This is a genomic window from Butyricicoccus sp. AF18-9LB (assembly GCF_027684505.1).
Classification (GTDB): Bacteria; Bacillota; Clostridia; order Oscillospirales; family Butyricicoccaceae; genus Agathobaculum; species Agathobaculum butyriciproducens.
The window spans coordinates 15,296-30,104 of sequence record NZ_JAQCWA010000006.1; the positions used below are offsets into that span (position 1 = coordinate 15,296).

The window sequence follows — 14,809 nt, forward strand, 5'->3', positions numbered from 1 at the left end:
GGGGATTTGTACTATTTCTGTAAATAAGCGTATTTTCAATTATATATTATCTCCATGAAGTATCAACAACCCAACAAATACTGAATGGAGGAAACCAAAATGAAAGATACTCGAATTTGCGACAACTGCGGTGCAGAGCACCCGATCAGCAAAATGTTTGAGGTAGAGGGCGACTGGCTCTGTGAGGACTGTGTAGATCGTTTGACAGTAACCTGTGACCGCTGCGGCGATCGCATCTATCAGGAAAGCGCCGTTGAGGACGATCATCACACGCTCTGCGAGGGCTGCTTTGACGAGCACTATGTCCGCTGCCACGACTGCGGCTGCATCCTGCGCAGCTACGATGCATACTTTGATGACGACGATCTTCCTATTGCTCGGACTGCTGGGACGAGCACGAGGGCGCGATTCACGACTACAACTATACGCCCGACCTTGTGTTCCACGGCAAGGGCCTGCGGCATTTTGGCGTAGAGCTGGAGATTGATGAGGGCGGCACGGTGAACAGCAACGCACAGAAGTTGCTCGACATTGCCAACGCAAACGCCGAAAACTTGTACATCAAAACCGATGGCAGTCTGGATGAGGGTCTTGAACTTGTTACACATCCCATGACGCTGGAATACCACCTGAACGAAATGCCGTGGGAGCAGGTACTCTGTAAAGCACAGCGCATGGGGTATCTCAGCCATGCCGCCGGCACCTGCGGCCTGCACGTTCACATCTCTCGCCTGGCCTTTGGCTGTACTTACGAACAGCAGGAGGCCGCGATTGCCCGTCTGCTCTACTTCGTGGAAAAGTTCTGGGCCGAGCTTCTGCGGTTCAGCCGCCGCACGCAGTCGCAGATGAATCGCTGGGCGGCACGGTATGGTATCCGTCTTACGCCGTCCGAGCAGATGAGCCACGCGAAAAATTCTTGTGCTGGTCGTTACACGGCGGTCAACCTTACGAACTCTGACACCGTAGAAATCCGTATGTTCCGCGGAACCTTGAAGTTAAACACACTGAAAGCCACCTTGCAGATGGTAAATCATCTGGTCGAGGTGGCTGTTTCTTTGTCCGATTATCAGGTGCAGGACATGAGCTGGTTTGACTTCCTCGACGAAATCAAGGAGCCGGAGCTTATCCAGTATCTTAAGGAACGCCGCCTGTATGTCAACGAACCTGTCACCGCAAGCGAGGAGGAATGAGTATGTGCAGTCTGTTTGGCTTAATCGACTTCAAAGGTGTGCTCAACACCCATACGAAAAACAAAATCCTGAATACGCTGGCTCGTGAGTGTCAAGTGCGCGGCACGGATGCAACCGGCATTGCCTACAACTTTAATGACCGCCTGCGGATTTATAAGCGCCCGATTCCCGCTCGAAAGATGAAGATTCACATTCCGAACGGCGTGAATACCATCATGGGCCATACCCGCATGACAACACAAGGCAATGCGCAGTTTAACCAGAATAATCACCCGTTCCTTGGTCATGTTGACGGCAGTAGCTTTGCTCTCGCGCATAATGGCGTACTTTGGAACGATCGCGAATTACGTTTGAACGAAAATCTTCCGCAAACGAGCGTTGAGACCGACAGCTACATTGCCGTCCAGCTCTTAGAGAAAAACAAAACCCTCGACTTTGACAGCCTCAAAAATATGGCTGAAAAGGTCGAGGGTTCTTTTGTGTTTACCGTTTTGGATACAGACAATTCCATCTGGTTCGTAGTCGGAGATAATCCGCTGTGCATCATGTTCTATGATGGTTACTTGCTCTACGCTTCTACGAGGGATATTCTCTGCAAAACCATCAAGAAGTTAAAGCTGAACACACCCTCTGATATTCTGGATCCAAAGGAGGGTGAGATTTTGAAGATTGACCGAGCAGGACATATCACTACCGGCAGCTTTATGCCGAAAACCAGCTATGAGCATTGGTGGCGGCGTTATCCTTATTACTGCAGTTACTACGAGGATACGACTGCGAACTACGATGATCTGTTCAGCGTGGCAAAGGCGTTCGGCATAACGGCGGATGAAATTCAGGCACTGCTCGACTACGGCTGTTCCATGGAGGAAATCGAGGAAATGCTCTACGATCCTACTCTGCTGCACGAAATGACCGGAGAGTTGTTATACGCATACTAAGAGGGGAGGACGAACAACATGGGCTTATTTAGTGTAATCTGGGTACTCGGTGAAGTGCTGGAAGCATTGGACGAACTGCTCGATCTGACCGATGATGTGTAGTTTCAAAAACGCCTGACTTTTGGCACATTGATTTTGAAACGAGTTTTGGAACAAAAACTGCCCTCGGAATACCACATTCCGAGGGCAAATTTTTTTGTTTCATAAACGAAGATTTTTGCAACCGGAGGACGATATGAAGCACTATAAATTCGGCTATGCCCGTGTCAGCACCGAACAGCAGAACCTTGCGCGGCAGCTTGATATGCTGTCGCAGTACGGCGTGGACTACATTTTCAATGAGAAAATGACGGGCACCAAACGCGATCGTCCGGAGCTGAACAAACTGCTCGACCGTATGATGGAGGGCGACACGGTGGTGATTGAGAGCCTGTCCCGCTTGGGCCGCAGCACGAAAGACCTGATTGAGCTGGTGGAACTGTTCCGCGAACGCGGTGTGCATCTGGTCAGCCTGAAAGAGCAGATCGACACCTCCACACCGGCAGGCAAGCTGCTGTTTACGCTGATGAGTGCCGTCGCGCAGTTCGAGCGTGATGTGATTGCAGAGCGCACCAAAGAGGGTTTGGATGCCGCCAGAGCACGCGGCCATATCGGCGGCAGACCGCGCACCAATGCACAAAAAGTCAAGCAGGCTGTGAAGCTCTATCATACCAAACAGTATACCGTTCGGGAGATTGAGGAGCTGACCGGGGTGAAGAAGGCAACGTTGTATCGGAATCTAAAGTAGCAATCATCCGCATTAACGCTCTTCCACAATAACGCCAATAATCTGAAAATCTGTGACTTCACCATATAATGTACCTTCATGAACCAACATATCTCCTTCATATTCAGAACCATATCCCGTTTGGTTCATAAAAGTCTGACCGCCTAAGTGACAAGGCATTGTGAAGGGTATCCTTGCCCCCTCTTTAATCTTCCCTTCCGGAATACGAGATAATTCCTTGAATAGTTCGGCAGCAAAAGAAGGGCGTCGTAAATAAGTACTGGAGATATATGCTCCGGAGAGCTTCTTTAAACCTGTCATGGTAAGAATATCTTTCGTCTTTATTACCTGATAAGGACTTCTCATGACAACCAGCGATAAACTCTTCCAATTAGATGTAATACCAAATTTTCTAAATACTAAAAACTTCTTTTTAGAATAATAGAACTTATCCATAATCGGTGTAGTTTTGGTCCTTGCATCTAAAAATGCATACATAGAATTATCTGTATTCACCTCATAAATGCAAGAAACACACGAATCAGCAATCTCCTGCCGTTGAATATTATTTAATTGCTGATACAGCTCAATTTGCTGTTTCTCTGCATCATCTATTTAATGCCGCAGATTTTCAATCAATTTATCAAGATCCGCAATTTTCTGATTAATTACATCCTTAGTATTCATAAAGCACTCTCCTTTTCCCTAAATTACTCTAACAGCGGCTGGTTCTGTGCCTCCAATTTGGTATTGCACGCAATGATGCCGCATCGCTGGTACAGACACTCTATAATAACCACATCACGCGCGTTTCGCGGGTACAGCACAGCATGACCTGCGGCTTTGAGAAGCGCCTGCGTTTCCTCTACCGTAAGCTGAAAGCCAAATGCAAGCTGTATCAGCTTGTCCCGTGTCGGTGTATAAGTACCGTCGAAAAGCTGGTAGCCATAGGTACGCGCCAAGCCTGCCGCACAGATTACTGCCGCTCTTGTCAGCTGTTTACGTTCCAGCAGGTCCGCTAATAGCTCCGGTACGGTTTTATTCTGCAACTCGTCAGCGTTCTCCCGAACAAAGGCTGCTGCATCTGGCTTGCTGCGCAGAATATCCATCAATTCGCCTGTGGTCTTTTCCATCTGTATCACCGTTTCTGTCATCTATTGATTCCCATTATAGCACAGAACCATTTCACCTTAAAATCAAATTCTAACCCGATCCGAACTCATCAGTAAAACCGCATCGGAGGCATTACAGATGAACAACAATAAGAAGACTAAGAAAAAGCGTCACAACGGTGAGGGCAGTATCCGCCAGAAACCGAATGGGCGCTACGAAGTCCGCGAGATATGGAAACCGGTAAATCGACTCGTATTTCCAAGTACGCCGATACACTTGATGAAGCTGTTGATATACAGCACGCTTTGAGTGTCACTATGGTACAGACACCGCAGTATTTACAGAACAATACGACCGTAGGCGAATGGCTGGATAACTGGCTGACAACTTATATGCAGCACACGCTCAAGCAGTCCACCTATAAGAGTTATGAAACCTATGTCCGCAAGCATTTCAAACCGTCGCTCGGCACTATCAAGCTGAAAGAGCTGACCCCGCGTACGCTCCAGATATTCTACAACTACAAGCAGGAGCAGGAGAACTTATCTCCCAAAACCATTTCCAATCTGAATATGTGCTTACATAAGGCTCTCGCACAGGCACAGTCAGAGGGACTGATTCTCTCCAATCCGTCCGGCAGTGTAAGCCTGCCGCCGCTCATCAAACCGCATATTGAGGTTTTGACCCGTGAACAGCAGGCCCGTTTGGTGCAGGCAAGCTATCAGTTCCGGTATGGCGTATTCGTGCGGATGACCTTGGTAACTGGCTTACGATTGGGTGAGGTCGTCGGCCTGCGCTGGTGCGATATCGATTTCTATACGAATATGCTTCATGTCAACCAGACGCTCAATCGCTTACAGCGCTATGATGATGACGAGGCCGACAGCAAAACCGAGATCGTTACGCAGACACCGAAATCGCAGAACAGTATCCGCAGTATCCCTATGCTGCCCGATCTGGTGATGGACCTCCAGAACTGGCGAACCGTGCAGATGCAGGATGCAGCCGCACTGGGCACTGCCTACTTCGACAGCGGTCTGATTGCTACGCAGGAGAACGGCCTCTATGTCGAGCCGCGCCTCATGCGCGAATATTATCAAAAGATGCTGGCGGCGGCCAATCTGCCGAACTGCAACTTTCATGCACTGCGGCATACCTTTGCGACCCGTGCAATGGAGCAGGGCATGGATGCGAAAACGCTCTCGGTTCTGCTGGGACATTATTCTGTTGGATTTACGCTGGATACCTATGCCCATGTGCTGACCGACCAGAAGTGGACCGCGATGCAGACGATGGCGAATATGTATAATATGGAGCCGCCGCTGCGTCAACCGATCCAGTTCTTTTGAGAGAGAAATAAAGCTGCCCGAGCGGGCAGCTTTATTTTTTTGCCTAAATCTTATAGTAATTTCTTCAGCAATCGATCCATCTTTTCATACTGTCCTGCAGAATCTATTCCTTCTATTAAGGGGAATATTTCTATAAATGGATAGATTTCAGTGCCTAATATTTGCTTATCATATGCTGTTTGCAGTCGTTCCTTAGACTTGCATTTACCATACATAATACAAAGACCGCATACTAATTCATTTTCCTCGATTGGACTAATTGAAAATAAATACTTAAACACCAAATCTTTTACATAATAGCGTCGTACACTACTATAATCACTAAATTTTGCATCTACGATCATATATTGGGAATCGCCATTTTCTTCAATTTTAATCAGAAAATCTGGCACATAGTAATGACCGCCTTGCCTACAGTCATCTTCATTACCCGCATACACAGATATAGAATTATTTCTATACAACCCGATACCATTTACAGAGCGCTGATCTGTATCAAAAATTACAGGCTGATAATATAAAGTAATCCTTTTCTGACCATTTTTTAATACAAATGTATTTCGTACAGAAGTATTTTTGTATTTCCATCGTTTTGATACCGGATATACGCAACGTCTAGAAGACTCCAATGAATACCCTCTATCTCTGAAATAGCAAAGGAATTTCGCCAAAAGATAACTTTCATACAAAGCTGAAATTTTAATAAAGGAGAGCATAAAATGTTCTTTAGAAAAATTATATATTCCAAAACTAAACCATTGATGAATTCTAACGAATATTCGATTATATTGTGGAACGGAGAGAAAAATTGCAGTCGGTCTAGGGGGTACTATATGTTGATCTAGGGGGATACGAAGAATATCACTATACATTCCCCATAAATATGTAAATTTTTCAGACAATTTCTCCAACTGAGTCTTTCCATCTTCTATCATTTTTCTTGTTTCAGAAAACATAAAAAATGATGAATAAATGTACTCTGAGCTATAATCTTCATCATTGGGGATTTTACTTAATAGATTACAGCAATATCCTTGCAAAGATTGTACCGAATCAATCATATTCCTTAGAAATGCTAAAATCACTCTATTCTCATATATATCATATGAGCGTGTATTTTGAACAGTTTCTGTTTTCTGTGGTTGATACACACGATTTCCAATAAATATACCTTGCGTACTATTTACTTGCCGCAAGTACTCTGGATGCGTTGCTGTATATGACAGCGTTCCCTGCGTCACATATTGTATTCGCTCTAGTCTCTCAATTACAGACATCTTTTTCAACTTGAATCTGCTATTAGCTTTGAAATATCCATAACTACTCTCATATATAGCTGCAATCTCTTCTGCTAACAAAATCTGTGTCGCAAGACTACGGTACCCATTCTCTTTAAGCCCAGATGGTTTTTTCGGTTTGAGTTCTCCATTTAACAAAAGCCATTCTTGATTATTATAAACAAATCTAGCCATTGCTTCTACCGAATTATTAAGTTCCTCTCGTCGCACCAAAATCGGTAAATACTCTGAATTCAGCGTACATTCTTGTCCATCTACTAATATAAGCGTAATAGACAACTCCGCAAACCCATAACAATCTAGAAAAATTCGTCTATTGCTTATCCCTCGACTAGGAAAATAAATTCGTCCATTATTGTAAACAGAGGACTCAAGCACATCATTGACATATACACGAACATCAGCAATTCGGTTCAAATCTTCACAATTCAATCGCATTTCATAACTTAAATCAGCGAAAATTTTATTGTTATTGCCCGTAGAATTCTCTATAATATGCTCTAGTCCAGCTTGGCGATTATCTATCCACCTACAAACTTACCCCCAGAGAACTTGCAATGAAAATTATCCTAGATGTGATCGAGAATACCGGAATTACAGCCACCGCAGGTATTGGTACGAATCTTTATTTATGTAAAGTCGCAATGGATATCTTGGCAAAACATATCCCTGCGGATGAGAACGGCGTGCGCATCGCAGAGCTGGATGAGATGACCTACCGTCAAACCATGTGGTCGCACCAGCCACTCACCGATTTCTGGCGGGTTGGACGTGGATACGCCAAGAAGTTAGAGGCACACGGAATGTTTACCATGGGCGATGTTGCGCGAATGTCGGTATGCAATGAGGATCTTCTTTACCAGCTCTTTGGGAAAAACGCTGAGTTGTTGATTGACCATTCGTGGGGCTGGGAACCCTGTACCATCCAAGCGGTTAAGGCATATCATCCCAGTGAAAACAGCCTTGGTTCCGGTCAGGTCCTGCATTGCCCGTATTCCGCAGAAAGGGCTCGGTTGGTGCTGAGAGAAATGGCAGAGCAACTGGCACTGGATTTGGTGAGTAAGAAGCTGATGACCGACCAGATTGTTCTGACGGTCGGCTATGACATTGAGAACCTAACTGATCCGGCACGGCGAAATCGTTATCATGGCCCAATAGTCAAGGATCACTATGGCCGCGAGGTTCCAAAGCACGCCCATGGAACCGAGCGCCTGAACGATTATACCTCCTCTACAAAGAAAATCATGGGGGCAGCTACAGCGCTCTTTGATCGTATTGTGAATACCGACCTCATGGTGCGGCGACTTAACATCGTTGCGGGTCGGGTGATTTCAGAGAGTGAGGCGATGACCAGAGAGGGCGAATTTGAGCAGATGGATCTGTTCACCGATTATGCTGCCGTTGAGGCTCGTCGAAAACAAGAGCAAGCAGAACTGGATCGGGAGCGAAAAATGCAGGAGGTTATGCTCACTATTAAGAAGATGGTGCCCATACGAACTATGAATTATCGGCGCATAGACCGCACGGTTGCAGGACATATTCGACCCATCCGTTACATCTGTACCCTCAGTCTGTGAGGGGGAACATCGTATAGGAGAAGGCGGCAGCGGGATGAATCTGCTGTGGCTGCAGATAAACTTTGCGCGCTTCCAAGCTGAGGAGTTTACACTGAATTTGGGATGGCCGCTATGCCCGTGTCAGCCTGCCCAGTGGAAACTTCAGCAGCACACACGCTTCTGTAACGGCTGTGTCGGCTGACAGAAGCGTGGAATGGGCTGGAACTTTAATCAGTTTTTGTGGATACAGTGGTCAAAACATCCATAGACTCCCTTGAGCCGCTGGCGGCTCAAGGGAGTTTTTTACGATAAATTCAGATTCCTCGATAAATCTCGATTTGCCCTTGCATAAAGAAAAAAATAAATGTATAATTATTAGACACTTGATTGTGAGGAGTGCAGAGAAGAATGTCCATTGAAACGTCGAAAAAGAAAAAAGGCATCCAGATGCCCCACACGTACATTATTCTGTTTCTGATCGTGTTGGTTGTCTGCCTGCTGACCTACGTGATTCCTGCCGGCCAGTTTGAGCGCCAGGAGGATGCCAGCGGCCGTATGCTGATTGTACCGGGTACATACACTCAGGTGGAATCGTCACCGGTTTCACCGCTGGAAATCCCCATGGCTTTTGTGAGAACTCTGGGCAGCTCCAGCGTAAACGAGATCATCTTCTTTATTTTCATCATCGGCGGCGCCTTTGAGCTGATTATGCAGACAGGGATGATCACCGCCTTTTGTGCCAAACTGGGCAAGATGTTTGCGGGAAAAGAAAAGCTGCTCATCCCCATCTTCATTACGGTCTTTGCCGTAGGCGGCTTCACCATGGGAATGTCTGTGGAGGTTCTGGTGTTTGTGCCTATTGGGATTGCAGTGGCCAAGGCAGTGGGCTATGATACCATCACAGGTACAGCCATGATCGCCATGGGCTCCATCGTGGGCTTTACGGCGGGCATCTATAATCCCTTTAATGTGGGTGTGGCTCAGTCCATCGCGGGTGTGACTCCCATGTTCTCCGGAGCCTGGTATCGCTGGATTATCCTGGTGGCGTTTATTGTTGCGACCAGCCTGTATATTATTCATTACGCGGAGAAGGTAAAGAAGAATCCCTCCAAGAACCTGATGGGGAACGAGGATTCCAACCTGGAGGATGTGGATGTATCTGCGATTGAAGTGACCGGACGGCACAAGCTGATCCTTCTGGCCGTTGTCATCGCGCTTGCCGTTTTGATTTACGGCGTGGCCTACTTGGGATGGTTTATCACCGAAATGGCTACTTTGTTTTTGGTGCTGGGTGTGGTATGCGGTATTCTGGCCGGGTTCAGCGGCAACAAGATCTGCGATCTGTATGTGCAGGGCATGGCCAATATCACCTTCGGTGCGATGATTGTGGGAGTGGCCGGTACGATCAATACCGTTATGGTGGACGGCATGATCATTGATACCATTATCAATGCCTTGGCCAATGCGATTGTGGCACTGCCCAGCTCGGTAAAGATCATCGGTATGTTCCTGGTGCAGAACATCATCAACCTGCCCATCAACTCTGGTACGGGCCAGGCGGCAGCCACCATGCCGATCATGGCGCCTGTGGGCGATCTGGTGGGCCTGACCCGCCAGAGCACTGTGCTGGCCTTCCAGCTGGGTGACGGCCTGACCAATGCCATCTACCCCACTTCGTCCACCATGCTGGGATTTTTGGCTGCGTCCAAGATTCCCTATTCCGTGTGGCTGAAGTACGTCATTAAGCTGGTGATTTTGCTCAGCCTGGTTTCTATGGCCTTCCTGGCTTTGGCTGTGGTGATCGGTTACTGATCCGTTTAGAGCTGGCCGCCGCAACTGCATGGCGCGACGGCAGGATATTATAAATTTCAAAGATATAGGATGGGACATGCCATGGAAGAAATTCAGAAGCAAATTGCGAATATCGTTTCAGAGCTGATGCCGCAGCTGTGCGCGCTGAGCGACGAAATTTTTGATTACGCCGAGCCGGGCTATGAGGAGTACCGCTCCTCAGCTGCGCTGACAAAGTGGCTGCGAGCCCACGATTTTGAAGTAACCATTCCCTACGCCGGGCTGGATACGGCTTTTTGTGCCGTGTACCGCCACAAGGGAGGGCGGGCTGCCGGAGGGCGCGCAGTAGGATTTTTAGGGGAATATGATGCGCTGCGGGGCCAGGGACATGGCTGCGCCCACCATATGCAGACCCCTGCCATGATCGGCGCGGCAATGGCCCTGCGGGGAGTGCTGGAGTCTTCGGACCAGCCCTTTGAGATCCATGTGATCGGGACGCCCAGCGAGGAGTCGCTGGACGGAGGCAAAAACGAGATGGCCGCCCACGGCGGGTTTGACCATATTGATGTGGCCTTCATGGTGCACGGCAGCACATTGACCCAGCTGGAGACGCCCTCTCTGGCTCTGATCGAGATGGATGTGGAATTTCACGGCAAAACCGCCCACGCGGGTATTGCGCCTTATGCTGGGCGCAGCGCAGTGGATGCGGTGACCATGCTGCAGACAGGGCTTGGGCTCATGCGCAATCACCTCAAGGATTCCAGCCGGGTGAGCAATATTGTGCTGGCTGGGGGGACGGCAGTCAACTCCGTGCCCGATTTTGCCAAGGTTAAGGTAGAGATCCGCCACTCCTCCATGGCGTATCTGGAGAGCGTGGAGCAGTGGACCCGGGAGATTGCCCAGGCTGCTGCCATGGCTACCCAGACACAGGTACAAATTACCCCTGTGGCGCATATTTACAACACCACCATCAATGATGCCATGGGTGCGCTGCTGATGGAGTGTGCAGAAAAATTTGCGTGTGACGGAATTGCTCCGCCCCGGAAGGACTGCGGTTCTACCGATTTCGGCGCGGTGACCCACCGGCTGCCCAGCTGCTGCCTGCGGGTAAAGACCATCGAGACAGATGATCCTCCTCACACGGACGCATGGGTAAAGACCGGGAAAGAGGCGCGGGCTCATCAGGGCATCTATGACGGTGCTGTGTGCTGTGCACTGGCTGCCTTCCGCCTTGTGACGGATGAGGCTGCCTGGCAGGATGTGTACCAGTGTTTCCTTGCGCACCAAAAGGAGAATTGAGGAATGGAAGAACTCTCACGGGAATGCCTGATGGAGACACTGGATGTGTTTTCCGGGCTGAAGCGCATCGGCGGTTCGGAAGATGAGCACCGTGCCTGCGGCTATCTGATCAAGAAGCTGCAGGAATGGGGCATTCCATGCCGCGTGTATGAGTGTGACGGATATGTCTCCACTCCTATAGAAGCGTCAGTTACTGTAGAGGGGATGGATCAGACCTTTGAAGCCCTTCCCCGTTCCTTCTCCGCCCATTGTCCGGACGGAGTGACCGCCCCCTTGTTTTATGATGTCCATGCCCACGACCAGCTGAAGCCCAGACAGGAGCAGGATTGGTACGCGGGGGCGCGGGGCTGCATCGTGATTGGGGACAATTTTTATGAGGACTATGTTCAAAAGCTGCGGGGATACGGTGTAAAGGGCCTGATCCATCTGTGGACCAGCGAGGAGCCTGTGCTTCACTACGAGACGGTCAGCCCTGTGTGGGGCACCGCGGAGCCTGAAAACGGAAAAACCTATCCTGATTTTCCGGTGGTGGGCCTGAGAAGCTGTGACAGAGAATCCATACTGCCCTTGCTGACGCCTGGAGCCTGCAGCCGTACCGCGACGGTGCGCAGCGTACTGCAGTGTGGATGTGTGCGTCTTCAGATCCCTGTAGCCGAGCTGGCCGGTGAAACGCCGGAGTATGTGCTGGTGGGCAGCCACTATGACTCCTGGGATTATGGTGTGACGGATAATGCCACCGGGAATGCCGCTGTGTTGGAACTGGCACGGGTACTGTCCCAGAAGCAGCTGCGGCGGGGTGTCAAAATCGCGTGGTGGCCGGCCCACTCCAACGGACGGTATGCCGGGAGCACTTGGTACTGCGATGAGCAGTTTGAGGACCTGGATGCCCGTTGTGTGGCGCTGGTCAACATGGACTCTCCCGGCTGTATGGGAGCGCAGGAGATCGGGTTTTCCACGTCCGGTGTGGCAGGGGATACCCTTGGGGATATCCTGCGTCGGTGCACCGGGCAGGCTGAGGTGGTGATCCGCCCGCTGGGGCGGGGATCAGACCTGTCATTTTTCGGACCGCGCATTCCCATCCAGGTGTCCTTTGACTTTTATCAGGCGCCGCCCAACCGTGGCCGCTGGCACTGTGCAGGCAGCGGCGGAGGCTGGTGGTGGCATTCCGTGGAGGATACCATGGATAAGGTGGACCCCCAGCTTCTGATGAGGGATACACGGGTGCTGGTGGAGCTGGTAAAAGAGTTTGCTGATGAAGCGCATCTTCCCTTTGACGCGGCAGGGTGTCTGGCGCAAATGAGAGATACTGTGGCAGACATCCGGACCCATTGCGGCGATGGCTTTGATTTCGCTCCTGTAGAACGGGCACTGGAGGAGCTGGACAAGGCCTGTGCCGGGCGTATCTGCTTTTCCAGTGACAGACAGGCGAAGGAGGCAGGAGGCCGGCTGACGAGACTGCTGTGCAGTGCCTGTGATGAATATCACTTTGACAACACATTTGCAGTGGGCCTGCTGCCCGGTCTGCAGCTGGTCAGGGGCAAGCACCGCAACGACCTGCCACCTCAGGAATTTTTGTATTGGCGGACAGCCTTCCGCCGGCAGGTGAACCGCTTTGTATCTGAGTGCACAAGCATTGTCCAAGCACTGAACAGCGACGCGGACAGTGTGGTATGATAGAGAAAGGGGATATGGATTATGCAGACCAATATCAAAGAGTATGACGAATCGTTTGATCTTACCCAGGCACTCCAAAAGAAGGGCACCAAGGAATATGGTTTTATTCATTTGGCCCAGCGGGCCAACGGTTCATGGGTGAATATTCCCATTATGCTGGCGGTGGGCGCCCAGGACGGTCCCACGTTGGTGGTGGATGCCTGCAACCACGGCGACGAGTATGAGGGTACTGAGGGAATTATCAAGACCTTTGAGGGGCTGGATGTATCCAAGATGAAGGGAAGCTTCATTGGAATCCCTGCCCTGAATGCAGAGGCCTTTGCCGAAATGAAGCGCTATAATACCCTGGACTTTGTGCCCCAGGATCTGAATCGCATCTATCCGGGCGGAACCGGCCCCATGACGGCTTATGTGTGCAGCTGGTACTGTGAGAACATCATCAAGAAGGCTGACGCGGTGATCTGCATCCACGGCGGCGGCAACAGCGAGTATCTGGAGCCTGTTGTGCTGTACTGCGGAGAGGAGTCTCCTGTGGCGTATAAGTCCCGTGAAATGGCCCAGTGCTTTGGCTTTAAGGTCTTGTGGAAGAACACCCGCTACGCGGAGAACAGCGGAATTGAGGATGAGTATGCCTATCAGATGGGCATTCCCTGCATTACACCCGAGATCGGCGGACAGTGCACCCGCATGTATCAGCGGGATGAGCACAAGCAGATGTTGGAGACCGGAATTCGCAATGTGATGACCCTGCTGGGGATTCTGGAGGGCAGCGTGCCCGCCAATGAGGGCGTACACCACTATGACATTGATTATATCTATAACCGCAACGGCGGGATTCATGTGCCTGTGAAGAAGGCAATGGATTCTGTGCGTAAGGGCGACACGCTTTCCATCATTACGAACCTGTTCGGAGAGGAAGTGGATCGGGTCATTGCTCCCTTTGACGGTGTGGTCATCGGGTACTGGACATATTCTGTCTGTCCTCCTCATGGCTGGGTATACATGGTTGGCAAGCCTGTGGATGGGGAGTAAAGCGCCCAGATCCATGCATCCTGCAAATCGAAGTGCCAGTTGAGTATCCTAGATACGAACAGGGCAGAAGCAGAGTGGGCTGTACATGGCCTGCAGAAATGAAAAAGGGCACCCTTTTGGATGCCCCAGTCTGTCGAAAAAGTCCAGCGAAAGCTGGGCTTTTTCGTTTGTAAACGGGAAAAATGAGTGGTGAGGGATGCTGAAACGGGGAAAAATGAGGCACAATGACCGGGTGTCTGGACATGCTGACAGCCAGCTTAGCTGGTGGTTTTGACTTGAGCTTATGCAATCAACAGCTTCTTATTGTTGGATAGACAACTTGATTTTCTGATAGGTGTTCCAATCAATGAGGTTTTGTTTGCGAAGGACCTCATTGAAGTAATCAAACCAGATTCGTTTCGTCAAAGCCTCGCGGCTTGGTTTTCTCATACGCAGGCCCCCTTTGCTACAGTATGCCTGATCTTTTGGGCGGTCATACCTGGCATGATGATAAAAAATGAATCTGCTCATTTTCCAAGGAGCAGGGCCTGTGCGAGGGTAATTGGGCCCCTTTTGGTGATCGACTGCACTGAGATTGTTCCGTAGGGTAAGGTTGTATCTCATATACCGCTCTTGTTGCTTTGTGGATGGCGATGGAACATATATTCCAGATCTGGCTCTTTTGTGGACAGGATTCCCGCTTGTAATCTCTGGTTGCTTAACATATGCCAAAGCGACGAGCAAACGGGGAGGGAAATATCCGCAAACGAAAGGACGGACGCTGGGAGGGTCGGTACACAGTCGGTCACGATCCAGAAACA

General features: G+C 49.7%; 12 protein-coding genes and 1 pseudogene. 10 read left to right on the forward strand and 3 right to left on the reverse strand.

The window, feature by feature from the left end; translation table 11 throughout:
• Positions 1 to 99: 99 nt before the first annotated feature.
• From PGY33_RS14370 to PGY33_RS05350, 4 genes are all read left to right on the forward strand, one after another.
• Positions 100 to 474, forward strand: a complete 375-nt coding sequence (locus tag PGY33_RS14370) for a hypothetical protein (RefSeq protein ID WP_330423323.1) — start codon at positions 100 to 102, stop codon at positions 472 to 474.
• Positions 438 to 1,190: an amidoligase family protein gene (locus tag PGY33_RS05340; RefSeq protein WP_330423322.1), complete on the forward strand. Its 753-nt coding sequence runs from the start codon at positions 438 to 440 to the stop codon at positions 1,188 to 1,190. Before PGY33_RS14370 ends, PGY33_RS05340 begins: the two co-directional genes overlap by 37 nt.
• Positions 1,191 to 1,192: 2 nt before the next feature.
• Entirely contained in the window at positions 1,193 to 2,131 is a 939-nt protein-coding gene (locus PGY33_RS05345; RefSeq protein ID WP_118481141.1) for a class II glutamine amidotransferase, read from the forward strand.
• Between the two features lie 235 nt (positions 2,132 to 2,366).
• Positions 2,367 to 2,918: a recombinase family protein gene (locus PGY33_RS05350; protein ID WP_118481140.1), complete on the forward strand. Its 552-nt coding sequence runs from the start codon at positions 2,367 to 2,369 to the stop codon at positions 2,916 to 2,918.
• A gap of 12 nt (positions 2,919 to 2,930) precedes the next feature.
• Here PGY33_RS05350 and PGY33_RS05355 read toward each other — a convergent pair whose 3' ends face one another.
• Both PGY33_RS05355 and PGY33_RS05360 read right to left on the reverse strand, forming a co-directional pair.
• Positions 2,931 to 3,395: a hypothetical protein gene (locus PGY33_RS05355; RefSeq protein ID WP_118481139.1), complete on the reverse strand. Its 465-nt coding sequence runs from the start codon at positions 3,393 to 3,395 to the stop codon at positions 2,931 to 2,933.
• A gap of 212 nt (positions 3,396 to 3,607) precedes the next feature.
• Entirely contained in the window at positions 3,608 to 4,051 is a 444-nt protein-coding gene (locus PGY33_RS05360) for a helix-turn-helix transcriptional regulator (RefSeq protein ID WP_118481138.1), read from the reverse strand.
• A gap of 189 nt (positions 4,052 to 4,240) precedes the next feature.
• On the opposite strand from PGY33_RS05360, the gene PGY33_RS05365 reads away from it, so the two are divergent.
• Entirely contained in the window at positions 4,241 to 5,359 is a 1,119-nt protein-coding gene (locus PGY33_RS05365) for a tyrosine-type recombinase/integrase (protein ID WP_270477649.1), read from the forward strand.
• A 50-nt stretch (positions 5,360 to 5,409) separates the two neighbouring features.
• On the opposite strand, the gene PGY33_RS05370 is transcribed toward PGY33_RS05365, so the two are convergent.
• Entirely contained in the window at positions 5,410 to 7,089 is a 1,680-nt protein-coding gene (locus PGY33_RS05370; RefSeq protein ID WP_270418829.1) for a hypothetical protein, read from the reverse strand.
• 83 nt (positions 7,090 to 7,172) lie between these two features.
• Between PGY33_RS05370 and PGY33_RS05375 the strand changes: the two are divergent.
• The 5 genes and pseudogenes from PGY33_RS05375 to PGY33_RS05395 form a co-directional block, all read left to right on the forward strand.
• Positions 7,173 to 8,234, forward strand: a pseudogene (locus tag PGY33_RS05375) (DinB/UmuC family translesion DNA polymerase); the annotation flags it as partial.
• 387 nt (positions 8,235 to 8,621) lie between these two features.
• Positions 8,622 to 10,025 carry a YfcC family protein gene (locus PGY33_RS05380; RefSeq protein ID WP_118481135.1) on the forward strand — a complete coding sequence of 468 codons (1,404 nt, stop codon included), beginning with the start codon at positions 8,622 to 8,624 and terminating at the stop codon, positions 10,023 to 10,025.
• 81 nt (positions 10,026 to 10,106) lie between these two features.
• Positions 10,107 to 11,303: an amidohydrolase gene (locus PGY33_RS05385; protein ID WP_158574692.1), complete on the forward strand. Its 1,197-nt coding sequence runs from the start codon at positions 10,107 to 10,109 to the stop codon at positions 11,301 to 11,303.
• 3 nt (positions 11,304 to 11,306) lie between these two features.
• A complete protein-coding gene (locus tag PGY33_RS05390) occupies positions 11,307 to 12,977 on the forward strand; it encodes a M28 family peptidase (RefSeq protein ID WP_270477652.1) in 1,671 nt (556 codons plus the stop codon).
• A gap of 21 nt (positions 12,978 to 12,998) precedes the next feature.
• Positions 12,999 to 14,009, forward strand: coding sequence for a succinylglutamate desuccinylase/aspartoacylase family protein (locus tag PGY33_RS05395; RefSeq protein WP_110435970.1), 1,011 nt, complete (start codon positions 12,999 to 13,001; stop codon positions 14,007 to 14,009).
• The last annotated feature ends 800 nt before the right edge of the window (positions 14,010 to 14,809 follow it).

Coding starts and splice junctions, on each gene's coding strand:
- PGY33_RS05380 (WP_118481135.1), top strand. CDS start 8,622: ATGTCCATTGAAACGTCGAAAAAGAAAAAAGGCATCCAGATGCCCCAC.
- PGY33_RS14370 (WP_330423323.1), top strand. CDS start 100: ATGAAAGATACTCGAATTTGCGACAACTGCGGTGCAGAGCACCCGATC.
- PGY33_RS05395 (WP_110435970.1), top strand. CDS start 12,999: ATGCAGACCAATATCAAAGAGTATGACGAATCGTTTGATCTTACCCAG.
- PGY33_RS05390 (WP_270477652.1), top strand. CDS start 11,307: ATGGAAGAACTCTCACGGGAATGCCTGATGGAGACACTGGATGTGTTT.
- PGY33_RS05345 (WP_118481141.1), top strand. CDS start 1,193: ATGTGCAGTCTGTTTGGCTTAATCGACTTCAAAGGTGTGCTCAACACC.
- PGY33_RS05355 (WP_118481139.1), bottom strand. CDS start 3,395: ATGTATGCATTTTTAGATGCAAGGACCAAAACTACACCGATTATGGAT.
- PGY33_RS05360 (WP_118481138.1), bottom strand. CDS start 4,051: ATGACAGAAACGGTGATACAGATGGAAAAGACCACAGGCGAATTGATG.
- PGY33_RS05350 (WP_118481140.1), top strand. CDS start 2,367: ATGAAGCACTATAAATTCGGCTATGCCCGTGTCAGCACCGAACAGCAG.
- PGY33_RS05365 (WP_270477649.1), top strand. CDS start 4,241: ATGGAAACCGGTAAATCGACTCGTATTTCCAAGTACGCCGATACACTT.
- PGY33_RS05385 (WP_158574692.1), top strand. CDS start 10,107: ATGGAAGAAATTCAGAAGCAAATTGCGAATATCGTTTCAGAGCTGATG.